20 protein-coding genes are annotated in these 24,139 nt (G+C 66.0%); 7 read left to right on the top strand and 13 right to left on the bottom strand.

Annotation, left to right across the window (positions count from 1 at the left end; all coding sequences use genetic code 11):
- Position 1: 1 nt before the first annotated feature.
- From hemC to ACQZF9_RS20800, 4 genes are all read right to left on the bottom strand, one after another.
- Positions 2-934, bottom strand: a complete 933-nt coding sequence (gene hemC / locus ACQZF9_RS20815) for a hydroxymethylbilane synthase (protein WP_428310879.1) — start codon at positions 932-934, stop codon at positions 2-4.
- 2 nt (positions 935-936) lie between these two features.
- Positions 937-1,539, bottom strand: coding sequence for an ATP-dependent Clp protease proteolytic subunit (locus ACQZF9_RS20810; RefSeq protein ID WP_428310878.1), 603 nt, complete (start codon positions 1,537-1,539; stop codon positions 937-939).
- 233 nt (positions 1,540-1,772) lie between these two features.
- A complete protein-coding gene (locus ACQZF9_RS20805) occupies positions 1,773-2,519 on the bottom strand; it encodes a LytR/AlgR family response regulator transcription factor (RefSeq protein ID WP_428310877.1) in 747 nt (248 codons plus the stop codon).
- Between the two features lie 46 nt (positions 2,520-2,565).
- A complete protein-coding gene (locus ACQZF9_RS20800) occupies positions 2,566-3,624 on the bottom strand; it encodes a sensor histidine kinase (protein ID WP_428310876.1) in 1,059 nt (352 codons plus the stop codon).
- Between the two features lie 181 nt (positions 3,625-3,805).
- On the opposite strand from ACQZF9_RS20800, the gene argH reads away from it, so the two are divergent.
- From argH to ACQZF9_RS20785, 3 genes are all read left to right on the top strand, one after another.
- Positions 3,806-5,197, top strand: coding sequence for an argininosuccinate lyase (gene argH, locus ACQZF9_RS20795; RefSeq protein ID WP_428310875.1), 1,392 nt, complete (start codon positions 3,806-3,808; stop codon positions 5,195-5,197).
- Positions 5,194-5,943: an SDR family NAD(P)-dependent oxidoreductase gene (locus ACQZF9_RS20790; RefSeq protein ID WP_428310874.1), complete on the top strand. Its 750-nt coding sequence runs from the start codon at positions 5,194-5,196 to the stop codon at positions 5,941-5,943. The genes argH and ACQZF9_RS20790 overlap by 4 nt, the downstream gene beginning before the upstream one ends.
- Positions 5,944-6,208: 265 nt before the next feature.
- Positions 6,209-9,637, top strand: coding sequence for a GEVED domain-containing protein (locus ACQZF9_RS20785; RefSeq protein ID WP_428310873.1), 3,429 nt, complete (start codon positions 6,209-6,211; stop codon positions 9,635-9,637).
- A 17-nt stretch (positions 9,638-9,654) separates the two neighbouring features.
- Here ACQZF9_RS20785 and ACQZF9_RS20780 read toward each other — a convergent pair whose 3' ends face one another.
- Positions 9,655-10,149 carry a DinB family protein gene (locus ACQZF9_RS20780; RefSeq protein WP_428310872.1) on the bottom strand — a complete coding sequence of 165 codons (495 nt, stop codon included), beginning with the start codon at positions 10,147-10,149 and terminating at the stop codon, positions 9,655-9,657.
- 59 nt (positions 10,150-10,208) lie between these two features.
- On the opposite strand from ACQZF9_RS20780, the gene ACQZF9_RS20775 reads away from it, so the two are divergent.
- Positions 10,209-12,395: an acetyl-CoA hydrolase/transferase C-terminal domain-containing protein gene (locus ACQZF9_RS20775; RefSeq protein WP_428310871.1), complete on the top strand. Its 2,187-nt coding sequence runs from the start codon at positions 10,209-10,211 to the stop codon at positions 12,393-12,395.
- A gap of 87 nt (positions 12,396-12,482) precedes the next feature.
- Here ACQZF9_RS20775 and speA read toward each other — a convergent pair whose 3' ends face one another.
- Complete coding sequence (gene speA / locus ACQZF9_RS20770) at positions 12,483-14,387, bottom strand: biosynthetic arginine decarboxylase (RefSeq protein WP_428310870.1); 1,905 nt, start codon at positions 14,385-14,387, stop codon at positions 12,483-12,485.
- Positions 14,388-14,461: 74 nt separating this feature from the next.
- On the opposite strand from speA, the gene speE reads away from it, so the two are divergent.
- Positions 14,462-15,316, top strand: coding sequence for a polyamine aminopropyltransferase (gene speE / locus ACQZF9_RS20765; protein WP_428310869.1), 855 nt, complete (start codon positions 14,462-14,464; stop codon positions 15,314-15,316).
- A 76-nt stretch (positions 15,317-15,392) separates the two neighbouring features.
- Here speE and ACQZF9_RS20760 read toward each other — a convergent pair whose 3' ends face one another.
- Together ACQZF9_RS20760 and ACQZF9_RS20755 are read right to left on the bottom strand one after the other, a co-directional pair.
- Positions 15,393-15,821: a DUF4124 domain-containing protein gene (locus tag ACQZF9_RS20760; protein WP_428310868.1), complete on the bottom strand. Its 429-nt coding sequence runs from the start codon at positions 15,819-15,821 to the stop codon at positions 15,393-15,395.
- Complete coding sequence (locus ACQZF9_RS20755) at positions 15,821-16,168, bottom strand: DUF4124 domain-containing protein (protein ID WP_428310867.1); 348 nt, start codon at positions 16,166-16,168, stop codon at positions 15,821-15,823. Before ACQZF9_RS20755 ends, ACQZF9_RS20760 begins: the two co-directional genes overlap by 1 nt.
- A gap of 134 nt (positions 16,169-16,302) precedes the next feature.
- On the opposite strand from ACQZF9_RS20755, the gene ACQZF9_RS20750 reads away from it, so the two are divergent.
- On the top strand, positions 16,303-17,214 hold the full coding sequence (locus ACQZF9_RS20750) for a hypothetical protein (RefSeq protein ID WP_428310866.1): 912 nt from the start codon (positions 16,303-16,305) through the stop codon (positions 17,212-17,214).
- 86 nt (positions 17,215-17,300) lie between these two features.
- Here the strand turns inward: ACQZF9_RS20750 and ACQZF9_RS20745 are convergent, their stop codons facing one another.
- The 4 genes from ACQZF9_RS20745 to ACQZF9_RS20730 form a co-directional block, all read right to left on the bottom strand.
- Positions 17,301-17,639: a P-II family nitrogen regulator gene (locus ACQZF9_RS20745; protein ID WP_428310865.1), complete on the bottom strand. Its 339-nt coding sequence runs from the start codon at positions 17,637-17,639 to the stop codon at positions 17,301-17,303.
- 112 nt (positions 17,640-17,751) lie between these two features.
- A complete protein-coding gene (locus ACQZF9_RS20740) occupies positions 17,752-18,714 on the bottom strand; it encodes an acyltransferase (RefSeq protein WP_428310864.1) in 963 nt (320 codons plus the stop codon).
- A 29-nt stretch (positions 18,715-18,743) separates the two neighbouring features.
- A complete protein-coding gene (hemE, locus tag ACQZF9_RS20735) occupies positions 18,744-19,844 on the bottom strand; it encodes a uroporphyrinogen decarboxylase (protein ID WP_428310863.1) in 1,101 nt (366 codons plus the stop codon).
- Positions 19,841-21,073 (bottom strand): MFS transporter, encoded by a 1,233-nt coding sequence (locus tag ACQZF9_RS20730; protein WP_428310862.1) that lies wholly within the window; start codon positions 21,071-21,073, stop codon positions 19,841-19,843. The genes hemE and ACQZF9_RS20730 overlap by 4 nt, the downstream gene beginning before the upstream one ends.
- 306 nt (positions 21,074-21,379) lie before the next feature.
- Between ACQZF9_RS20730 and ACQZF9_RS20725 the strand changes: the two genes are divergently transcribed.
- Complete coding sequence (locus tag ACQZF9_RS20725; protein WP_428310861.1) at positions 21,380-21,847, top strand: hypothetical protein; 468 nt, start codon at positions 21,380-21,382, stop codon at positions 21,845-21,847.
- 134 nt (positions 21,848-21,981) lie between these two features.
- On the opposite strand, the gene ACQZF9_RS20720 is transcribed toward ACQZF9_RS20725, so the two are convergent.
- Positions 21,982-24,069 (bottom strand): TonB-dependent receptor, encoded by a 2,088-nt coding sequence (locus ACQZF9_RS20720; protein WP_428310860.1) that lies wholly within the window; start codon positions 24,067-24,069, stop codon positions 21,982-21,984.
- Between the last annotated feature and the right edge of the window lie 70 nt (positions 24,070-24,139).

Raw genomic sequence — 24,139 nt, 5'->3', positions numbered from 1 at the left:
GCTACAGCACGCCCAGCGACTGCAGGATGTCGCGCGCGCCGGCATTGAGCAGGCGTTCCGCCAGGCTGATGCCCAGATTTTCGGCGTCCTCGACCGGACCGCGGATTTCATCGCGCACCTGCCTGACGCTCGCCGGATCACCGACCAGCGCCTGCAGATGCAGCTCGCCGTTGTGGATCCGGGCATGGCCGGCGACCGGCACCTGGCAGGCGCCGCCGAGGCGGGAGTTGAGCGCGCGTTCGGCGATCAGGCGTTGCGTGGTCTGCGGATCGTGCAGGCGCGCCAGCAGCGCGCGCGTCGCCTGATCGTCCTCGCGGCATTCGATGCCGATCACGCCCTGGCCGATCGCCGGCACGAAGCGCTCGACGTCCAGATATTCGCGTATGCGCTGACCCAGGCCGAGCCGCTGCAGGCCGGCGGCGGCGAGCAGGATCGCGTCGTAACCGCCTTCGTCGAGCTTGCGCAGGCGCGTGCCGACGTTGCCGCGCAACGGTGAAATCTGCAGGTCCGGGCGCAGCCCGCGCAGCTGCGTCGAGCGGCGCAGGCTGGAGGTGCCGACATGCGCGCCCTGCGGCAGCTCGGCGACGCTGGAATAGGTGTTGGAGACGAAGGCGTCGCGCGGATCTTCACCGGCCAGAAACGCGCTCAGGCACAAACCCGCAGGCTGCTGCGCCGGCACGTCCTTCATCGAGTGCACGGCGATGTCGGCGCGCTGTTCGAGCATCGCCGTTTCCAGCTCCTTGACGAACAGGCCCTTGCCGCCGACCGCCGACAGCGGGCTGCCGAGCAGCTGGTCGCCCAGCGTCGTCATCGGTACCAGCTGCACGTCCAGCGACGGCTCCAGCTCCAGCAGGCGCCGCTGCACGTGATGCGCCTGCCACAGCGCGAGCGGCGACTCGCGCGTAGCGATGCGGACGCGAGTCGCCGCGGTCACCGTCAAACGACTTCGGCTGCGCTGCTGATGATCTTGCCGACCAGGCCGTATTCCTTGGCTTCCTGTGCGGACATCCAGTGATCGCGGTTGGTGTCCTGGGCGATGCGCTCGACGCTCTGACCGGTTTCCCTGGCGTAGATCTCGTTCAGACGCTGGCGCATGCGCACGATTTCCTTGGCCGCGATCGCGATGTCGGACGCGGTGCCGCCGGAGCCGCCGGACGGCTGATGCAGCAGGAAGCGGGTATTGGTCAGCGCGTAGCGGTTCTCCGGCTTGGCCGCGCTGTAGATCAGCGAGCCGGCACTGGCGCACCAGCCGGTGCCGACCATTTTGATCTCGGGCTTCACGAACTTGATCATGTCGTAGATCGTGTCGCCGGATTCCACGTGGCCGCCCTGGCTGTTGATGAAGATGGTGATCGGGTCCAGCGACTCGGCCTGCATCGCCAGCAGCCGGCTGGTCACGTTCTCGGCGAGCTTCTGGTTGATGCCGCCGTAGATCAGGATCGTGCGCGCCTGGAACAGCCGCTCTTCCAGCGCGTTGGGCCGCTTCGGCGTCACCGCTTCGGCCGGATCGGTGTCGGCGGTGATGAAGGGGTACGACATGGCAAAGCTCCTCGTGTGAGTGTCGTCCGCCTGGGGGGCGGGCAAGGGCCGACAGTTTAGGGGAGTCGGCTGAAGCGTGGCGAAAGCAGGCCCTGCCGCCCCCGAGTCATGGGTGGGGGCGGAACGCTCCAGCACAAGTTTTTGTAGGAGCGGACCCTGTCCGCGACTCAGGCCGTCGAGAGCACAGTCGCGGATGGGATCCGCTCCTACAGGTTCGGCGATCCGGGGACGCCCTAGCCGTCGGTCAAAAACCGCCGCACTTCCGCCAAGCGGCGCCGCGACACCGGCAACGGCTTGCTGGCGTGCTTCATTTTCAGCCAGTGGTGCTGCTCGCCGCCGCGTTCGCGCTCGAGGCTGGCGATGAAACGCGTCGCCACCAGTGCCTTGCGGTGGATGCGCAAAAACCAGGGCGAGAAGTCGTCTTCCAGGGTCTTCAGCGACTCCTCGATCAGCACTTCGCCGTGCAGGTGGCAGACCGTGGTGTATTTCTGGTCGGCGAGGAAATAGACGATGTCCTCGACCGGAATTCGCACCAGACCCTCGCGGGTCGTCGCCAGGATGTGTTCGCGCTTGGGGCGCTCGCCGGTACCGGGGCCGGCCGCGGCCGGGCTTTTTTGCGCGCGCGTCGGGCGGCGCGCGCGCAGCAGGGCTTCCTTGAGCTTTTCGACGCGAATCGGCTTCAGCAGATAGGCGTCGGCGTTGGCGTCGAAGGCCGACAGCGCATGCTCGGAGTAGGCCGTGGTGAAGATGATCGCCGGCGGCGGATCGTATTCGGCGAGCTGGCGGGCGACCTGCAGGCCGTCGATGCCGCCCATGCGAATGTCGAGCAGCACCAGGTCGGGCTCCTCGTTGTCGACGATTTCCAGCGCGGCTTCGCCGTCGCCGGCCTCGCCGACGATCTCGTAACCCGGGAATTCCGACAACAGACGGCGCAGGCGCTCCCGCGCCAGCGGCTCGTCGTCCACGATTACGACACGCATGCCAACTCCTCCCTGTTCTGCCACGGCGAACCCGCTGTGGAGGAGATTACGCTGGCAGGAACAATCTTGCCTTGTACAGCCCCCCCTCGATGCCCAACTCCACCCGTCCCCGCTCACCGTAAATGAGGCCGAGGCGGCTCGCAATGTTGTCGACCGCGACCTGGTTGCCGCTGTGCGCGGCGCCGGTCCTGGGCTCGTCCTGCGGTGGGATCGGGTTGCTGACTTCGAGCACAACCTCGGTCTTGTTGCGCCGCGCGCTGACCTGGATGGTGCCGCCATCGCGGCGCTTGGAGACGCCGTGATGCACCGCGTTCTCGACCAGCGGCTGGATGATCAGCGACGGCACCGGGTGGCTGAGCAGCTCTTCGGGGATGTCCCAGTCGACGTTCAGGCGATCGTCGAGGCGCGCCTTCTCGATGCGCAGATAGGCATTGCAGATGCTGATTTCGTCGACCAGCGGCGCCATCTGCCCCGGCTTCTCCAGGCTGGCGCGAAACACGTCGGCGAGATCCTCGACCAGGCCCTCGGCCTCGACCGGGCGCACGCCGATCAGCGCGGCCAGGCTGTTCAGCGCATTGAATAGAAAATGCGGGCGGATGCGTGCGTTCAGCGCCTGGTAGCGGCTCTCGGATTCGGCGCGTACCTGTTCGCGCCACTGATGGCGGGTCCAGAAGTAGCGCAGCAGCAGCACCGAGACGATCGCCGCGATCGCGCTATGCCGGATCACGAACCACAGCCGCGGCTCGTTCGGGTCGAGCACCGCCCAGCGCGGATGCGTGCCGATGCTCCAGGCGAGGTTGGACAGCAGGCACACCGCCAGCACCAGCGAACCCCAGCAGACGAAGAACACCACGCCGGGCCGCGCGATCGTCAGGAAGCGCCGCAGCCAGCACAGGATCGCGGCGCCGCACAGGCCGATCCACTGCAGGTACACGCTGAGCAGCACCAGGCGCTGCACGAAACCGCCGCTGCGCACGCTGCCGCCGAGCGTGAAGCACAGCGCCACCAGTTCCATCGCCAGGGCCAGCGACAGTGCCACCGGCACGGTGCAGAAATTGGGAATCAGGCGGATACGGGTCGCCGGATTGGACTGGACTTGGAGCATGGTTCCGGCAGTGGTGGGCGGTGGGCGTCGTCGTTCTACGCCGCGCGGCCATTGTAAGCCGATGCTTTCGCCGCGCGTCCCCGATGGCGGCCCCATCGGCCCGGGCGAGGGGCGCCGCTGGTCGGCCGCTATACTTTGCGCCCGTTTAGTTGTCCCGTTGATCGACCTGGAAGATCCGCGCATGACCCAGCCCGCCGGCAAAAACCAGATGTGGAGCGGCCGCTTCTCCGAATCCACCACCGAGCTGGTCGCGGCTTTCAGCGAATCGGTGAGCTTCGATCGGCGGCTGTATGCCCAGGACATCGCGCAGAGCACGGCGCACGCGCGCATGCTGGCCAAGGTTGGCGTGCTGACCCAGGCCGACGCGGACGCGATCGGCGGCGGCCTGCAGCAGGTGCTCGCCGAGATCGAGCGCGGCGACTTTGTCTGGAAGGCCGAGCTCGAAGACGTGCACATGAACATCGAGGCGCGGCTGACCGAGATCGTCGGCGACGCCGGCAAGCGCCTGCACACCGGCCGTTCGCGCAACGACCAGGTCGCCACCGATATCCGCCTGTATGTGCGCGACGCGATCGACGTGCTGCTGCCGCTGATCGACCAGCTGGCCAACGGCCTGCTCGATCTGGCCGAAGCCGAGGCCGACAGCATCATGCCCGGCTTCACCCACCTGCAGATCGCGCAACCGGTGACCTTCGGCCATCACCTGCTGGCCTGGCGCGAGCAGATCCTGCGCGACCGCTCGCGGCTGGTGGACGCGCGCGCGCGCCTCAACGTGCTGCCGCTGGGCTCGGCGGCGCTGGCCGGTACCGTGTATCCGCTGGATCGGCACTACGTGGCGCAGCAGCTGGGCTTCGATGCGGTAAGCGAGAACTCGCTCGACGCGGTGTCCGATCGCGATTTCGCGATCGAGTTCTGCGCCGCCGCGGCGATGATCCTGGTGCACCTGTCGCGCTGGAGCGAGGAGCTGATCATCTGGTCGACGCCGATGTTCGGCTTCGTCTCGCTGCCGGATCGTTTCTGCACCGGCAGCTCGATCATGCCGCAGAAGAAAAACCCCGACGTACCCGAGCTGGTGCGCGGCAAGACCGGCCGCGTGATCGGTGACCTGAACGCGTTGCTGGTGCTGATGAAAGGCCAGCCGCTGGCCTACAACCGCGACAACCAGGAGGACAAGGAGCCGCTGTTCGACGCGATCGACACGGTGACGATGTGCCTGCGCGTGTACGCGGAAATGGCGCCGCACATCGTCGTCAAACGCGAAGCCTGCCGCGCCGCCGCCGCGCGCGGCTTTTCCACCGCGACCGACCTGGCGGACTATCTGGTGCGCAAAGGCCTGGCGTTCCGCGACGCCCACCATGTGGTCGGCGCCGTCGTCGGCTTCGCCGCCAAAGCCGAGCGCGACCTGGCCGAGCTGTCGCTGGACGAGCTGCGCGGCTTTTCGTCGGCGATCGAAGCCGACGTCTACGAACACATCACGCTGGAAGCATCGGTGTCGGCGCGTAAGACCTATGGCGGCACCGCACCCGAGCAGGTGCGCGCCGCGATCGCCAGGGCCAGGGAGAAAACCTCATGATCGTACTCGTCACCGGCGCCAGCTCCGGTTTCGGCGCCGCCATCGCGCGGCGCTTCGTCGCCTCCGGTTCCAGCGTGATTCTCGCCGCTCGGCGGCGGGATCGGCTCGAAACGCTAGGCGAGGAGCTGGGCGCCAGCGCCTGCACCGTCGAGCTCGACGTGCGCGATCGCGCCGCGGTCAGCCAGACCATCGCCTCGCTGCCGCCGCACTGGAGCGAGATCGACCTGCTGGTCAACAACGCCGGCCTCGCGCTCGGCCTGGAGCCGGCGCAGCGCGCCTCGCTGGACGAGTGGGAGACGATGGTCGACACCAACGTCAAGGGCCTGATGACGATGACGCATGCGGTGCTGCCCGGCATGGTCGCGCGCGGCCGCGGCCACATCATCAACATCGGCTCGGTGGCCGGCGAATGGCCGTATCCGGGCGGCAACGTCTATGGTGCGACCAAGGCCTTCGTGCGCCAGTTTTCGCTGAACCTGCGCGCCGATCTGGCCGGCACGCCGCTGCGCGTCAGCAACGTCGAGCCCGGCCTGTGCGGCGGCACCGAGTTCTCCAACGTGCGCTTTGCCGGCGACGACGCGCGCGCCGCCAAGCTCTACGAAAACGCTTCGCCGCTGACGGCCGAGGACGTCGCCGAGACAGTGCACTGGATCGCCTCCTGCCCGCCGCACATGAACATCAACACGATCTCGCTGATGCCGGTGTCGCAGACCTTTGCCGGCATGCAGGTAGCGAGAAAAACGTAAACACGCGCGCGCGATACAGCGCCCACCGTGGCGGCCGGCACTGGGCCGAATTTGATCACTGGCCAGCACTGCCCCGCCGACGAAACGCCGCGCGGTACCGCGCACCAAGCTTGAGCCGCGGCCATTGAGACAGAGTCGGTACTGAGTTGCGATTTGTAACAATGGACCGTTAGATTCAAGACATTCCGAGTCTGGCGTGGACTCGGCGCCGCTTCGGTGACGATCGCTCGCCGCCGATACGCTAAGCGTAGCCCTGGGGGATTCAATGTCGAAAATGGCCGCTTATCTGGCGCGCTGCGGTATCGCTGCCGGTTTGCTGTGGGCTCCCGTATCGCAGGCTGCCGGTGCCGGATCGAGCCAACGCGTTGCCGTCGGCGAAACACCACAGGGCGTAGACGCCGAAGCCTGGGCCGGCATCCAGCAGCAGATCGCACAGGCGCAGTACGACGCGGCGCCAGTCCCGTCCGACCCGGGCAAAGCTAGCGCATATAACCCGCAGCAGAGCCTGATGCTCGGCTTCGGCCGCGACGGCGCCACCTTCGAGTCGCGGCGCAACGCGACAGGCGACGCCGCTGCAGGCCCGCTGAAATTGCAGACGCTGGCGATGCGCCGCGGTGCCGCCAGCGTCGATGCCGAGTTGGTGCTGCCGATCGCAACAGGGGCGCGGGTCGAGTACCGGCGCGATGGCTGGACCGAATGGTTCGTCAATGCCGCTGCGGGTCTGGAGCACGGGTACACGCTGGATCGGCGGCCCTTGTCGCATTCGGCTGGCCCCTTGCGTATCGCGCTTGCCGTGTCCGGCATGCGGGTCAGCGCGAACGCCGATGGCAGCTTGCTGTTCTCCGACGACGCCGGCCACCGGCTGCGCTACGACAAGCTGCTGGTCACCGACGCCAGTGGGCGCAGGCTGCAATCGACACTGTCGATCTCGGAACGAGACCGCATCGAAATTGCCGTCGACGATACCGTGGCGCGTTATCCGGTTGTCGTCGATCCGCTGCTGGTCAACGAAGAGCAGAAAATTGTCGACCCGGGCGACGGTGCCGACCTCGACTACCAGTTTTTTGGACAGTCCGTCGCTATCGAATCCGGAACGATACTGGTCGGTGCTCCGTATGCGTTGGGTTACGGCGCTGCCTACGTATTCACCGGCAGCGGTTCCAACTGGACTTTGCAGCAGCGCCTGATGGACACAGACGCGGCTACTGCCGGCGACATGTTCGGCTGGTCGGTCGCGCTATCAGGTGACACTGCGCTGATCGGTGCATACCTGGACCACCAGGGCTTGGCTATCAAAGGCTCGGCCTTCGTATTTGTCCGTTCCGGCAGCAGCTGGACACAGCAGGCTCGTCTATCGCATGACGATCCTCCCGGCCCCGCTGGCTTGAATCACCAGTTTGGTAACAGTGTTGCACTGTCCGGCGATACCGCCGTCATCGGTAGCGCGACCAATAATGCCTTTGTGTTCGTGCGCTCAGGATCAAGCTGGGCAGAGCAGGCCGTACTGCCTTCAGCAAACCAGTCCATTCTCAATGGATTCGCTCTGTCGGTTGCGATCACCGGCGATACGCTGATGATCGGAGCCCGGAGCGAGGACATCGGCAGCATCGTCGATCAGGGCACGGTCTATGTGTACACGCGCTCCGGCACGAGCTGGACCCAGCAGGCGCAGCTGCTTGCGTCTGACGGCGGCCAGAAAGACTATTTCGGTTCTGCGATCGCGATGTCCGGCGACACCGCAGTGCTGGGCGCCAACGGCGATGGCAAGACCGCCGGTTCGGCCTATGTGTTCCGGCTGCTGGACTCGGCTTGGGTAGAGGAAGACAAGCTCAAGGCTGACGACCGTCTCAAGGGCGACCAGTTCGGCTCGGTAGTGGCGCTGTCCGGCGATACGGCGCTGATCGGCGCGCCGAAGGATAACGGATCCGGATCAGCCTATATGTTTATCCGCAATGGTACGGTCTGGGCGCAGCAGGCGCACCTGACCGCAGCCGGCGGTGTCACCGCCGTGGCGCTGTCAGCTGATACCGCGCTGCTCGGATCCAGCCAGGCCAATGGGCAGACCGGAGCGGGCACTGTCTACCAGCGTGCCGGTTCGGCGTGGACGCAGCAGACCGTGCTCCAGCCCGGAACCGAGGGAGGCACGCGCGACTCGTGTGGCAACGCTATCTCGATTTATGGCGACACGCTGCTGGTGGGTTGCAGCAACGACGACCTGACCGGCTTTTTCCAGGGCTCCGCTTACGTGTTCGTGCGCTCGGCCGGCGGTTGGCTGCAGCAGGCCAGATTTACGGGGCCTGCGGGTAGCTACTTGCACTTCGGACAGGCGGTGGCGTTGTACGGCGACACGGCCTTGGTGTCTTCGCCGTATGAAGACTACGAAACGGGCGCGGTCTACGTGTATGTCCGGTCGGGCAGCAGCTGGACCCAGCAGGCCAGGATCTACAACAACGTATCCGAGGAGGAGCTGGGCAGGGCGATCGCGCTGAACGGCGACACCGCTCTGATTTCCGCCAACGAGTACGGTGGTTCCGTTTTCGTCTACCAGCGTTCTGGAACGGTCTGGAGCGAGCAGGCGCAGCTCAACGGCACGGACCAGGGCACCAATGATTCCTTCGGCTCGGCGGTCGCCATCGACGGAGACAGCGCCGTCGTCGGCTCCAGCACCGACCAGCAAACCCTCTACAGTCAGGGTACGGCCTACGTTTTTGTGCGCTCGGGCAACAGTTGGGCACAACAGGCCAAGCTGATCGCAGCCGACCCTAAGAGTTATTCGCGGTTCGGAGGCGCGGTGGCGATCTCGGGTGACACGGTGGCAATTGGCGCCTCGCAGGTCAATGCCACCTACATCTTCGGGCGCTCCGGTACGGCCTGGACGCAACAGGCGAAGCTGAAGGCTGCCGATGGTCAGAGTAACGACAACTTCGGCTCTTCGGTAGCGCTGTCCGGCGACAGCCTGCTGATCGGCGCTGCGGGTGACGCGGAGTATTCAGCCGGTGCGGCTTACTTGTTTCTCCGCCGGGCCGGCGCCTGGACCCAGCAGAGCAAGCTGATCGACGCCAATGGCCGTGTCGACGATGCGTTCGGCGGTTCCGTCGCGCTCGCGGGGACCACGTTGGGCGTCGGCGCGGAGCTCGCGGACGGGCCGGCCGGCGTCGACAGCGGTGCCGTGTCCGTATTCCGTATCGGCACAGACTACGGCGATGCGCCGGCGCCGTATCCGAGCCTGGTGGCAGACAACGGCGCGCGGCACTTCATCAACACCGATGGCCCGTATCTAGGCAATGGCATCGACGCAGACAACGACGGCCAGCCCAATAGCGGCGCCACCGGTGACGACATCACGGGCAGCGACGACGAGGACGGCGTCAGCTTCGGCAAGCTTAAGCTCGGCCAGAAGGCTAACTTCACGGCGACCGTGACCGCGCCTGCTGGCACAGCGCAACTCGACGCCTGGATCGATTTCAACGCCGACGGCGACTGGAACGACTCGGGCGAGCAGATCTGCGATCAGTGCGTCGTCAACGCCGGCAGCAACAGCCTGAAAGTAGCAGTTCCATCGACTGCTACGCCGGGCCAGACTTACGCACGGTTCCGCGTCAGCCCTGCCGGCGCAGGCAAAGTGAAATCCACCGGCAAGCTGATCTTCGGGGAAGTTGAGGATTACATCGTCACGATCAAGCCAGCTGAATAAGCCGCGGTTGCCGGCATTCAACTGCCGGGCATCGCCGGCAGATCGGTCGCGCCGGGGTCGACGCCGAGCTGCATCAGCAGATCGCTGGCCTGGCCGCGATGATGCGTCTGATGATTGAACAGGTGCACCACCAGCAGCCAAGCCGGCTTGCTGTAATGCGCGTTGTAGGACTTGCTGAAGTAAGCGAAATCCGACTGCAACCAGGCTGGATCCAGGCTCGCGGCCCAGGCTGAAATCTCCGCGTCCAGCCGTTCACGCTGCGCGCGCAACTCGGCGAAATCGCTATAGCGCTCGCCCATCTGGAAATGCTCGATGCTGCGGCCGGTGAAACGATATAGCCAGATCATGTCGGCACTGACGATATGGTCGAGCGTGCCGTGCAGCGACTTGAAGAACGCGCCGCGATCCTGCTTGCGCTGTTCGTCGCCGAGCCGCGCCGCCGCTTCGTACAGTTTGGCGTTCATCCACTGGTTGTAGGCTGCCATCGTGGTGGCATAGGCACGGTCGATCATCGGGCACGGCTCGGCGACGGCGGTAGGCTTGCCCTCATCTTAGCGATAGTGTGTGTCCCATGATCGATGCCAATGCCTCGGCCGACGCCGAAAAAGCACAACCCGAAATCTTCGCCGGCATCGACGCCTGCGTCGACGCCATCCTGCAGCGCATCGGCTTCGACGTGCGCCTCGGCGTGCCGCTGGGCCTGGGCAAGCCGGTCGAGCTGATCAACGCGCTGTACGATCGCGCACGGCGCGATCCGTCGATGCGGCTGACGATTCTGACCGCGCTGTCGCTGGAGCGGCCGCATCCGAAAGGCCTGGAGGCGGCGCTGCTGAACCCGTTTCTGGATCGCGTGTTCGACGGCGTGCCGCAACTGCAGTACGCGCTCGATCAAAGCGCCGGCCGGCTGCCGCCGAACGTGCGCATCGTCGAGTTCTTCATCGCGCCGGGCAGCCGCTTGAACAACGCGCAGGCGCAGCGCGACTACATCAGCACCAATTACACGTTTGCCGCGCGTGACGTCTACGAGCAGGGCTGCAACATCGCCGCGCAGATGATCGCCAAACGCGACACGCCGGAGGGACTGCGCTACAGCCTGAGCTGCAACCCCGACACCGGGCCGGAGCTGGTGCGCATGCTGCGCGCGGCGCAGGCGCGCGGCGAGCGCAAGGTCGCCGTCGTCGGCATGGTCAACCAGAGCCTGCCGTACATGGCGCGCGATGCCGAAGTGCCGCCGTCGACTTTCGATTTCGTGCTCGACGACGCGCAATACACCCGGCCGCTGTTTTCGACGCCGAAGACGCCGGTGGTCAGCGCCGACCATGCGATCGGCCTGCAGGCGTCCGCGCTGGTGCGCGACGGCGGCACCCTGCAGATCGGCATCGGCAGTCTCGGCGACGCGATCGTGTCGTCGCTGATCCTGCGCCATCGCGACAACGCCGCGTATCGCAGCGCGCTGGAAGCGATCGGCATCGTCGAGGAACACGCCGAGCTGATCAGGCGCTTCGGCGGCGTCGATGCCTTCCAGCGCGGCCTGTACGGCGCCAGCGAAATGTTCGTCGACGGTTTCTGGGAGCTGATCAAGGCCGGCGTGCTGACGCGCGAGGTCTACGACTTCTGGGCGCTGCAGGAGCTGGTCGACGAAGGCCGCTGCGATCCGTCCGCGCTGAAGCCGGAGCTGCTCGACGAGCTGGTCGCGCGCGGCGTGCGCCTGCTGCGCACGCAGGATTATCGCCGTCTGCAGAACCACGGCTTTTTTGCCGACGGTACGCGCTATGAAGACGGCAGGCTGGTCGCGCCGGATGGCACGCGCATCAACGCCAATCTCGCCGATCCGGAGGCACGCGCGCAGATGGCGGCGCGGTGTCTGGGCAAGGCCTTGCGCAACAGCGTGGTCATGCACGGCGGCTTCTTTCTCGGCCCGCGCAGCTTCTATCGCGCGCTCAACGAACTCACGCAGGAACAGCGCGACCGCATCTGCATGACCGGCGTCGAGCGCGTCAACCAGCTCGATCTGGACCCGCGGCTCTACATGGCACAGCGGCTGCATGCGCGCTTCATCAACACCGGCATGATGGCGACGCTTTCCGGCGCGGTGATCTCCGACGGCCTCGCCGACGGTCGTGTCGTCTCCGGCGTCGGCGGCCAGTACAACTTCGTCGCCCAGGCGCACCAGTTGCCGACCGGCCGCTCGATCCTGCTGGTGCGTGCGGTGCGCGACGCCGGCGGCGTGGCCAGCAGCAACATCGTCTTCAACTATGGCCACTGCACGATCCCGCGCCATCTGCGCGACATCGTCATCACCGAATACGGCATCGCCGACCTGCGCGCCAAGACCGACGCCGACGTCGCGAAAGCGATGATCAATGTCGCCGATTCACGCTTCCAGGCGCAGCTGCTGGCCCAGGCGCAGAAGGCCGGCAAGATCGAGGCGGGCTACGCGATCCCCGATCGGTATCGAGGCAACACTCCGGAGCGGCTGGTGCGCGTGTTCGATCCGCGCGCGGCGGTGTTCCCGGCATTTCCGTTCGGGCACGAGTTCACCGAGCAGGAGCTGCGCATCGCCAAGGGGTTGAAGGCGGTCGCGGCGCGCGTGGCGAAGACGCCGAAGTGGAAGCTCTTGCTGATCGCGGCGAAGCCGGTGGTGAAAGTCGATGCTGCGGTTGGTGAGGATCTGCAGCGTGTGGGCTTGTTGGCACCGGACGGGATCGAGAATCGGGTGGCGCGGGCGTTGTTGATTGGGGAACTGCGCCGCGCTTGAGATTTCAGTCGCGGACAGGGTCCGCTCCTACAGTTGCGTAGCGACTTTGTAGGAGCGGACCCCGTCCGCGACTGAGGCAGAGCAGACCTAGCTGAGGTAGGTATACCCCGACAACCCCGCCTCCAGCTCCGCCAGCAGCGCCGTGCGTTCCGCCTGCGGCAGGTTCAGCACCGCGAGTTTCTTGCGATAGCTCTGCGCCAGTTCTTCGGGCGCGATGTGCACGTAGCGCAGCAGTTCGTCGGTGCGGTCGCCGTGCTCGGCGCCTTCGAGGTGCCAGCCGTTCGGTGACCTGGCGTCGAGCACCACGTTGACGGCGTTGGTGTCGCCGAACAGGTTGTGAATGTCGCCGAGAATTTCCTGATAGGCGCCGACCATGAACAGGGCGATCAGGTAGGGCTCGCCTTCTTTGAGCTCATGCACCGCCAGCGTCGGCATCACGCCTTCGCGGTCGACGTAGCGATCGAGGCGGCCGTCGGAGTCGCAGGTCAGATCGCACAGGCGAGCGCGGATGTTCGGCTGCTCGTCGAGCCGGTGAATCGGCAGGATCGGAAACACCTGCTCGATCGCCCAGGCGTCGGGCACCGACTGGAACACCGAGAAATTGCAGAAGTATTTCGCCGACAGTTTTTCGCTCAGGCCTTCGATCGCGTCGCGTTCGGCGCGAATGCCGCTGTCGAGTCGCGGCTGCGCCAGACGCGCGACCGCAAAGTACGCGCGCTCGGCCCAGGCACGTTGCGCCAGCGACAGCAGGCCTTCGGTATACAGCGCATGCGCCTCGGACAAGAACTGCGCGGCCTCGTGCAGCGCCTCGATCGCGCTGTGGCGCTCGATGTTGCCGATCAGCTCGTGGAGCTCGCGCAGCACGCTGGGCGCATCGGCCGTCGGGGCTTCGATCGCCGAAGTCGGGACGATTTCCTGGTCGATGACGCTGGTGATCAGCACCGCGTGATGCGCGGTCAGAGCGCGGCCGGATTCGGAGATGACGTTCGGCTGCGGCTCGCCGGCTTCCACACACACGTCACGTAGCGTACGCAGGATGTTGCGCGCATATTCGCGCAGGCCGTAGTTCATCGAGCAATGGCTGCGCGAGCGCGTGCCTTCGTAGTCGACACCGAGACCGCCGCCGACATCGACGACGTCGATCGGCGCGCCGAGCCGGCGCAGTTCGACGTAGAAGCGCGCCGCTTCACGCAGGCCGCGCGCGATGTCCTGCACCGCGGCGACCTGCGAGCCGAGATGGAAGTGCACCATCTGGATCGAGGCGATGCGTCCGGCCGCGCGCAGCATTTCCACCGCTTCCAGCACCTGCGGCGTGGTCAGGCCGAACTTGGCTTTCTCGCCGCCGGTGTTCTGCTGCGTGCTCGACGAATCCGCCGCCAGGCGCACGCGCAGACCGATCACCGGCGCCACGTCCAGCGCCAGCGCTTCTTCGAGCACGATCGGCAGCTCGGAGAGTTTTTCGACGACGATATAAACCGTGTGGCCGAGCTTCTGGCCGATCAGCGCGCGGCGGATGTAGCCGCGATCCTTGTAGCCGTTGCAGACGATCAGGCTGCCGCTAGGGGCCAGGCCCAGCACCGCCGCGAGTTCCGGCTTGCTGCCGGCTTCCAGGCCGACGCGCGTGCCGCCGTGGCGGACGATGGTCTTGACCACGTCGGCCTGCTGGTTGACCTTGATCGGGTAAACTGCGGTGTACTTGCCCTGGTAGCCGAGGTCGGTGATTTCGTGGGCGAAGGCGCCGGTCAGCGCGTCGACGCGGTCTTCCAAAATATTGTTGAAGCGCACCAGCACCGGCAGCTCCAGGCCCTCCAGCGGCAGGCGGCGCGCGATGTCGTACAGGTCGATCGCCGGGCCCTGCTCGTCGCGGAACGGCCGCACCAGCACGTGGCCGAGGCTCTCGCCGCTGTCGCCGACGTCGAAATAACCCTCGCCCCACTGCGGCAGGTTGTAGCGCTCGCGGGCGCGGGCGGCGGTCCAGGCGGTCTTCGACATCGTTCTGTCACTCATGCGGCGTTGTGGGCCTTTATACTCGCGCCCTCATTGCAGACTTTGGTAGAGAGCGCGACATGGCACTGGATAAGAGCTGGTTCACCGAGCCCGTTGAAGCGACCGGCACCGCATTTTCGCTCAAATTGGCCGGCGAAAAGCTGGTCGAGGAGCAGACGCCGTACCAGAAGATCGAAATCTACAAAACCGAAACCTTCGGTTATCTGATGGCGATCGACGGCTGCACCATGGTCTCGACGCGCGACAATTTCCTCTATCACGAGATGATGTCGCACGTGGCGCTGAACTCGCACCCCGACCCGCAAAACGTGGTGGTCGTCGGCGGCGGCGATTGTGGGACTTTGCGTGAGGTTTTGAAACACCCGGAAGTGCGCAAGGCGACGCAGGTGGAGATCGACGAGCGCGTCACGCGTCTGTCGGAGCAGTATTTCCCCGAGCTGTGCACGGCCAATAACGATCCGCGCGCGACGCTGTTTTTCGGCGACGGCATCCAGTGGATGAAGGACGCCGCTCCCGAGAGCATCGACCTGATCATCATCGACTCGACCGATCCGGTCGGCCCGGCGGAAGGTCTGTTCGGCAAGAAGTTCTATCTGGACTGCATCAAGGCGCTCAAGCCCAACGGCATGCTGGTGCAGCAGAGCGAGTCGCCCTTGCTGCATCTGGAGCTGATCAGGGAAATGCACCAGACGATGAAGGTCGCGGGCTTTGCCCAGACCCATCTGTTCACGTTCCCGCAGCCGCTGTATCCGAGCGGCTGGTGGTCGGGCTCGATCGCGCTGAAAACCGCCGCGCCGCTGCAGGAGCGGCTCGATGCCGCGGCGCTGGAGCAGCTCGACGCGCTGTATTACAACGCGCAGATTCATCGCGGCGCGTTCGCGCTGCCGAATTACGTGGCCAAGGCGCTGAAGTAACAGCCGCACCTGTAGGAGCGGGCTTGCCCGCGACCCTGCGAGGGCACAGTCGCGGGCAAGCCCGCTCCTAACCGGTTCAGTTGGTCGCGGCTTTCTTCTGCACCGGCTGCAGATACAGCCGACGCGGCGCCTCTGCATCGCACAGCCCGGCGGTTTCGCGCTCGGTCTGTGCGACCAGCAATCTGACCTGCGCCGCCGACAGCGGATAGCTGTGGCCATCCGGATCGCGGCCAAACAGGGTCTTGGCGCTGCGATAGCCGGCGAGGCGCTCGCGGCTTTGAGCGCAGCGCTGCTCGACGTCGCGCGCGAATTCCGCCGGCACCAGGCCGGTCCAGTCCGGCACCGGCTTGATCTGGCGATTCTTGACGTCGTCCTGGGTCAGGGCCTTGCCGCTGGCCTGGTTCATGTCGTCGTAGTGCAGCACGCCCTGGCTGTCGGTCCACTTGTAGACCGCGGCATTGGCCAGCGCCGGCAGCAAAAACAGCAACAGCCCGACGGCACGCATCAGCCCTGGGCTCCGCAGGCGTTCTGCACCTGCTGCTCGCCGATCTGCAGCAGTTTGGCTTTCTGCTCGGGGTCGTACTCGTGGCGGCGGCCGAGCGCGTCGGTTTCGACCACGGAAGTCGCGCGCTTGTAGGTTTCGAGCTGTTCACGGCGACGCTCGCACTCCTCGCTGCGCAGTTGGCCGGCTTCGTCGGCCGGTTTGGCCGCGCCGCTACCGGGCGTGACTTCGATCGAGCTGGCGCCCTTGCCGCGTGTGTCGCCGTAGTGCACGCGGCCGCGCTCGTCCACCCAGCGGTAGACGGTGGCCGCCTGGGCCACGCAGCCGGTAGCCAGCAACCAGATCGCCATGAGCGTTCGAACGTGAAGACGGGTCAGGCGCATCGAGCCTTGCATCGAGAAAAAGCGGACGGCAATCAGTTTATTCCGTCTGGACCGGGTGGCCTGCGCCTAGAATCCGACCATCGCTACCGCCGGACCGCTTCTTGAGACTGAGCACATTGTTGCTGCGCGCATTGCTGCTGACCGCGGTCGCACTCGGCCTTGCGCAGTGGTGGGCGTTGCGCGAGGCCGAACTGGCGACGCAGCGCTTCGCCTACCAGTGGCAGGCCTATGGCCAGCTGCGCTACGACTCGCTGTGGGTCAATCTTTGGGGCACCGGCGTGTTGCGCGGCGTGTCGCTGCAGCCGAATGGGCTGACCCAGGCCACGCTCGGCACGCCCTTGGATTACCGCATCACCGCCAGAGAAGTCCGCATCGACCGCATCGACCTGGCCGACGACCATTCGCTGGAGCGCGCCAGGATCCGGCTGATCGACCTGAGCCTGCCGATGAGCGACGGCTACCGGCTGCGCGGCCGCGATGTGCCGCCGGCGCTGTCGGCTCTGGGCTATCCGAGCCTGGAGCTACAGGCGAGCTTCGATATCCGCTCGCTGCCGCAATCCAAGCTACTGCTGGTCGACGGCCAGCTGCTTGGCGCCGACAGCGCCGACCTGCGCTTCGACCTGCAGCTGGATGCAACGCCGGCGCAGCTGGCGAATGCGCCGGACCAGGTCGGCCTGCGCAAGCTGCAGCTGGATTATCGCGATCGCGGCCTGATGGGCCGCTATCTGGATCGCCGCGCGACCGAGCTGGGCATTGGCCGCGAGATCGCGCCGGAGGTGCTGATCGGCCTGCTGGATCAGCGTGCCAAGCGCGAGAAATGGCGTTGGGACACGGCCTCGGCGGCGGCGCTGCGCGGTTTCATCCGCGATCCCCGGGGCTTTCGCGTGGTGCTCGACCCGCCGGCCGAAGTGATCCTGCGCAACCTCAATCTCTATGAGGTCGGCGACTGGGCGCCGCTGCTGGGGTTCCGGTTTCAGGCCTTGGCGCCGGAAGCGGCAGCAACGAAGCCCTGACGGTCATTGCCGAGAAAGCGGGAATTCAGAGAACTGCTCGCCGCCCTGGATTCCCGCTTTCGCGGGAATGACCAGCGGCGTGGTGTTCAGACCGCGCTGACGCCCGACTCGCCGGTACGGATGCGCACGGTCTGGCCGAGGTCGTAGACGAAGATCTTGCCGTCGCCGATCTGGCCGGTCTTGGCGGCCTTGGCGATCGCGTCGATCGCCTTGTCGACGTTCTCCGGCGCCAGTGCGACTTCCAGCTTGATCTTCGGCAGCAGGTCGACGGTGTACTCGGCACCGCGATACAGCTCGGTGTGGCCTTTCTGGCGGCCGAAGCCGCGCACCTCGGTCACCGTCATGCCCTGCACGCCGATGTCGGACAGTGCCTCACGCACCGCGTCCAGCTTGAACGGCTTGATGATGGCGATGAGCATTTTCATGACGGGAGCCTTGGCAGCCTGAGGGTAGGTCTGTTCAGTCTAGCCAAAGCGTGGGCGCTAGGAGAAGCGTCCGCGTAAAAATTTGTACCGGTCGCGGTGGTCGTGCACGGCTTCAGCCGCTCGAAGGCGCCGGAGTCGGGCCGCCGACGCCGTCGGTGGCACGGGCCTTGAGCCGGTCCAGTTGCGCGTCCTTGTGCGCCCACAGGCCGTTGAGCCAGGCCTGGAAGCGGCCGCGGAATTCGGCGTCGCCGTCGTGATCGCCGTGCAGGATCTCGGCCGGCAGCGGCCGCACTTCGGCCTGCACCACCAGGGTCTGCTGCTGTCCGCACAGCCAGCTCCAGACGATGCTGCCGCCGGATGCGGTCGGCTTGTAGGCGATGGTCACGTCGATCATGCCGGCGAACTGCTCGCCCATCGCATTGAGCGTGAAGGCCATGCCGGCGGACTTGGCGCGCAGCAGATGGCGGTAGGGCGAGTCCTTGCCGTCGCGTTTGGCCTCGGTGAAGCGCGTGCCTTCCGGGAACATGATCGCAGTGATCGGCTGGCGCCGGTATTTCTCGCAGAACTCGCGCGTCGCGCGCAGGTCGTCGCCGCGCAGCTGCGGGTTCCGGGCGATGGCTTCGCGCGAGTGGCGCCTCATGAACGGCATGTCCAGCGCCCAGCAGGTGACGCCGATGATCGGCACCCAGATCAGCTCGCGCTTCAGGAAGAAGCGCGGGAAGCGGATGCGGCCCTGCAGCGCGTCGCACAGCACCGGGATGTCGGCCCAGGACTGGTGATTGCTCATCAGCAGGTAGCTGCGGCCGGGCTCGATCACGCCGTCGATGCTCACCTGCCAGCGCACTTCCTGCAGCAGCCGGTAGATCACCGCGTTGCCGGCGACCCAGAGGTCGGCGACGCCGGTGAGATAACGCGTCGCCAGCCTGCACACGGCCGGCAGCGGGATTGGATAAGCGAATAAGGCCTTCAGCGCGATGCCCGGCGCCAGCAGCACGCCGATCAGCAGCAGCCAACAGGCCATCAGCCCGGCAGTCAGCGCGCCGATCAAGGGCGGCGGCAGCAACATCGACAGCATCAACGCGCTCCTTTGAGCAACCGCTGCACTCAGGCTTTAGCAGCTGCCGCCAGGTGATAGGCCGGGCTGAGTTCGCGCACGGCCTGGATCATCGCACCGGCATGTTCCGGCGGCGTCTGCTGCAGGATGCCGTGGCCCAGGTTGAAGATATGGCCGGGCCCGGCACCGTAGCTCTGCAATACCCGCGCGACCTCGTTTCGGATGCGTTCCGGCGACGCGAACAGCGTCACCGGGTCGAGATTGCCCTGCAGCGCGACGCGGCCGCCGACGCGCTCGCGCGCCACGGACAGGTCGGTGGTCCAGTCCACGCCCAGGCCGTCACAGCCGGTATCGGCCATCTCGCTCAGGTACTGGCCGCCGTTCTTGGTGAACAGGATCACCGGCACCGTCGGCGCGGCTTTTTTCAGGCCGGCGACGATCGCGCGCATCGGTGCCAGCGAGTGCCGGCGATACAGATGCGGCGCGAGCACGCCGCCCCAGGTGTCGAACACCATCAGCGCGTCGGCGCCGGCGGCGACCTGGGCCAGCAGGTACTGGGTGACGCTGCTCACCAGCTTGTCGGTGAGCCGGTCCAGCACGTCGGGCTGGTCGTAGGCCAGCGCCTTGATCTTGGCGAAGTCGTGGCCGCCGCGGCCTTCGACCATGTAGGTCGCCAGCGTCCAGGGGCTGCCGGAGAAACCGATCAGCGGCAGCTTGTTGCCGAGCGCGCCGCGGATCGTGCGCACCGCGTTCATCACGTAGCGCAGCTCGCCTTCCGGATCGGGCAGCGGCAGCGCGTCGATCTCCGCCGCGGTGCGCAGCGGCCGCGCGAACTGCGGGCCTTCGCCTTCGGCGAACGTCAGGCCCAGGCCCATCGCGTCGGGGATGGTCAGGATGTCGGAGAACAGGATCGCCGCATCGAGCCCAAAGCGGTCGAGCGGCTGCAGGGTCACCTCGCAGCACAGCTCGGCGTTGCGGCACAGGTCCATGAAGCCGCCGGCCCGGGCGCGGGTCGCGCGGTACTCCGGCAGGTAGCGGCCGGCCTGGCGCATCATCCAGGTCGGCGTGCGCTCGACGTTTTCGCGGCGCAGCGCGCGCAGGAACAGGTCGTTGTCGAGGATGCGGGCGCCGGCGGTCGAGAGTGTGTTCATGGCTTATTGTCGCCTGCCGGATCGGCGTTGACGATGCCGGGCGTCGACAGCGACGGCATCGGCAGGTATCGCTGCTGCTCGTCGACCGCGGTATCGGCGGTCTCGAGCCGGCGCAGGCTGTAGCCGGCGAACGCCAGCAGCGCCACGAACACCGACACGTAGAGCCCGGCCGGCCCGATCAGGTGCATCACCGCGGCGCTGACGATGGGCCCGACGCACTGGCCGACGCCGTAGCACAGCAGCAGGCTGGAATTGGCCGCGACCGGATGACGGCCGTGGGTGCGGTCGTTGAGCCGCGCCAGGCTGGCCGGATACAGGCAGGACAGGGTCGCGGTGAACAGCATGCTGGCGACGAACAGGCCGCTCAGCGACAGCTGGCCGACGGTCGCTGCCAGCAGCGAGGCCGCGGCCACCGCCAGCGCGATGCCGAGGATCACGCGGCGCCGGTCGTAGCGGTCCGACAGCCGACCGATCGGATACTGCAACGCCATCGACGCGACCACCGCGCAGGCCATGTAGCGCGCCACCGTGCCGACGTCGTAGCCCAGGCCTTTCACCGACACCGGCGACAGCTGATAGAACGCCGACATCGCGAAGCCCGCCACCAGCGCGCCGGCGATGCTGATCCGCGAGGCCTGGAACAGCTCGCCGAAAGCCATCCGCGACGACGCCGGCAGTGCCGGCGCCGGTCGCGAGGTCAGCGACAGCGGCACCGAGGCCAGCACCAGCAGGCCGCCGGCGATCGCGAACAGCCGGTGATCGCCGGGCGGATACAGGCCCACGAGCAGCTGGCCGCCGGCGCCGGCGAGGTAGTAGTTGACCATGTACAGGCTCATCAGCCGACCGCGCGCCTGCGGCGTCGCGTGCGCATTGATCCAGCTCTCCAGCACGATCAGCAGCAGCGCGCCGCAGAAACCGGAGATCGCGCGCAGCAGCGCCCACAGCAGGTCGTTGAGCACGACGCTGTGCATCAGCGCCGCGCAGCAGGTGATCGCCGCGAACGCCGAGAACACGCGGATATGGCCGACCCGGCTGATCAGCCGCGGCCCGGTGACCGAGCCGAGCATGAAGCCGAACGAGTAGCACATCAGCACCAGGCCGATATGCATCGGCCCGAAGCCGGCCGCCGACAGGCCCAGCGACAACTGCGTGCCGAGCAGCATCTGGCCGGCGGTGAACAGCGCCGCGGCCATGAACACCGAAAAAGCGGAAAGGACGAGCGGCAGCATGGTGTCGATGTGACAAAAAAGCCGCAAGAGCGACTTTTTGTATCAATTAATCAATAAGCGATCAGGTATTGTCGTGGAAACGGCCGCCGGCTGCAGGAATGCATCGCCACCAAGAGATTTAGGCTGTAATTTTACGACTTAATACAATACATTTTCACAAACTGTGATTTTTAGTTGCAAATACAAGCACAATGCATCTTAAAATAACTGTGCTTTTACTTTGTGATAAAGCGTGTAAGTAAATCTATTATCACAATATTGTGATAATAAATAATATTCAAAACTTAAATACAGGGAATCATCTCGATGAACGCGGAGTTTCTCGCCGAGCCCGCCGTCCGCCTGGCGCTGGTCGCCACCGGCGCGTTCTTCCTGGCCGGCCTGCTGACCGGTGTCTGGAAATACGCCTACATCGCGGTCACGGTAAAAGCCGAGGCGCCGACCTATGTCGACATCGCCCATCGCGCCTCGCTGATGTACAGCTTTGCCGCACTGCTGCTGGCCGCGTTCGCGGCGCTGTCGGCCTGGTCACCGGCGGTGAATCTGTGGTCGGTCGCGCTGCCGCTGCTGTTCTTTGCCGGCGCGATCGTCGGCTACGTCGTCCACGGCGTGTTGCGCGACACCGACAACCAGTTCCGCCGCCCCCACACCGTCGGCCCGGTGGCGTTGCCGCGGCATGGGCTGCTGCTGTTCATGGTGGCGTTGACGATCGCCGAAGTCGGCGGCTTCGTCGTGCTGTTCGCTGGCGTGTTGCGGCGGCTGGGGCTGATCTGAGCGTGTAAAAGGTGGGTCACGACCCGCCCTACAAAAAACACATCGGCACCTGTAGGAGCGGATCCAATCCGCGACTGCGCTCTCGCAGGCCTCAGTCGCGGATAGGATCCGCTCCTACAGGATGACGTGAAGCGCTACAGCAGCTTCACCTCAAACCCGACGATCACGCTCGCACCCGGCAGCGGCACTTCGTCCTTGATGAAGCTGGTCGCGCGGCGCGCTTCCTGGTCCAGCAGGTTGCGGCCGCGGATGTAGAACGTGGTGCTGTGGCTTTCGCCGGGCAGCGTGTAATTCATGCTGGCGTTGAGCATGGTGTAGCCGTCGGTGTCGGTCTCCAGCTGCGCGACGCGATCCTGCTTCAGCACCTGGATCAGATCCAGGTTGCCGGACCAGCGATCGTGATCCGCCTCCAGCCCGAGGCCGATGCGCGCCGGCGTGATCCGCGGCAAGTTGTCGCCTCCGGTCAGTTCGCCATAGGCCGCGTCGCCGAACAGCCGCGCCTGCAGGTTGATCGGCGCGCCCTGCAGCAGCGCATAACCGATCTCGCCTTCGACGCCGTAGAAGCGTGCATTGGCCTGGCTGTAATTCACCAGCAGCAGCTCGCCGTTCGGGTCGAAGTTGCCCTCGTCGTCTACCCGGTCCGCCTCGCCGTCGCTGCTGGCGACACCGCTGCCGTCGGCGTTCAAGCCGCGATCGGTTTCCTGCTCGAAGATGTAGTTCTTGATGTATTCGTAATAGACATTGGCGCGCCACTGCAGCCGGCCGCTGTGCTTGTCGAGGCCGATTTCAAAGTTGTTCGCGGTCTCCATGTTCAAGTCCGCGTCGCCGCGCTCGAAAGTCGAGGTCGCGCCATGCGGGCCGAAGGAATACAGCTCCTCGGATTCCGGCGAGCGCTGCGAACGCGTCGCGTAGAACTTCAGGTGGTAGTCGTTGCCGAGATCGACCGTGGTGCCGGCCGACAGCGAAAACGGATCGAAGCTCTTGTCGGCGTAACCGTCCGGATCGCTCTGGTTGTGATCGCTGCGGATGCCGAATTCCAGCGAGCCCCAGCTGACCGGCCGCTGCTCGACCAGGAACACGCCGAGATCGGTCGAAATCGTCGGTGGCACGAAGGCCTCTTCGCCGACCGCGGAGAAATCGCGATGGCCGTACTGCAAGCCGAACACGCCGACCCAACCAACCAGCGGCTCGTGCACCGCTTCGAGCCGCGTATCGCTCTGCTGGTTGGCGAAGCGCGTGCCGGCGACGCCGGGCGATTCGAACTCGACATGGCCGTAATCGTTGTAGCCGCTGCGCAGCCGCAGCGAGGCGATGCCCGGCAGCGGATTCTTCAGCTTGGCCTCGAGGTCGTAGCGCGTCTGGCTCATGTCGATGAACGCGGTCTCCTCGACCGGCAAACCGTATTCGGCGACCACGCGCGACACGCTGCCGGCGATTGATCCGCCATCCCAGACCTGTGCGACCGAAAGCGAGCCGGAGTCCTTGCGCGTCGCGCTGTTGGGCATGTGGCCTTGCGCGCCGCTGCCGTCGAGCGCCGAGTTGCCGTGGATGTCGTAGTCGCTGCTGTTGTTGCCGGAAATATCCGCGTGCAACTGCGTGCCGCCGAAGCCGTAACCGATGTCGGCATTGCCGTAGCGCTGGTCGCCGTTGCTGCCGTAACCGGCGCCGGCGCTGCCGGACAGCCCCGGCGTCACCGTGTCCGGCAAGCGGCCGGTGACGACGTTGACGACACCAGCCGAAGCCGCGCTGCCATAGAGCAATGCGGAAGGGCCTTTCAGGATTTCCATCTGCTCGGCATGCGCCGGATCGATGCTGACATCGTGATCGGTGCTGACGTCGGACGCGTCCATCGACGGGCTGCCGTTCTCCATCACCAGCACGCGCGGACCGCCCTGGCCGCGAATGATCGGCCGGCCGGCGCCGCGGCCGAAATCGGTGGTCGACACGCCCAGCTCATGCTCCAGCGTCTCGCCGATCGAGGCGCCGCGCTGGCGGTCCAGGTCGGCGCCGCTGAGCACTTCCACCGGCTGCGTCAGCTGGTCGGCAGCGCGGGCGAAGGGGTCGGCGGTGACGATGATTTCGGGCAGCGCCTCGGGCGTGTCGTCGTTGGTCGCAACGGTGGTGGGTGCAGCCGGTGTCGTTGCATCGGCGGCGTGGGCCAGCGGAAAAAACGCAAGGTACAGCGCGCTCGCGATCGCGGAGCGACGGTAAGGAAGCAGCATGGGATGTAACCCCTCGAACAGGACTGATCGAAAGCCCGCGCGCCGCAACGAGTCGCGGGACGGGCGAAAA

Source organism: Hydrocarboniphaga sp., from assembly GCF_965279055.1.
Taxonomy (GTDB): Bacteria; Pseudomonadota; Gammaproteobacteria; order Nevskiales; family Nevskiaceae; genus Hydrocarboniphaga.
This window is presented reverse-complemented; position numbering and strand designations above follow the sequence as displayed.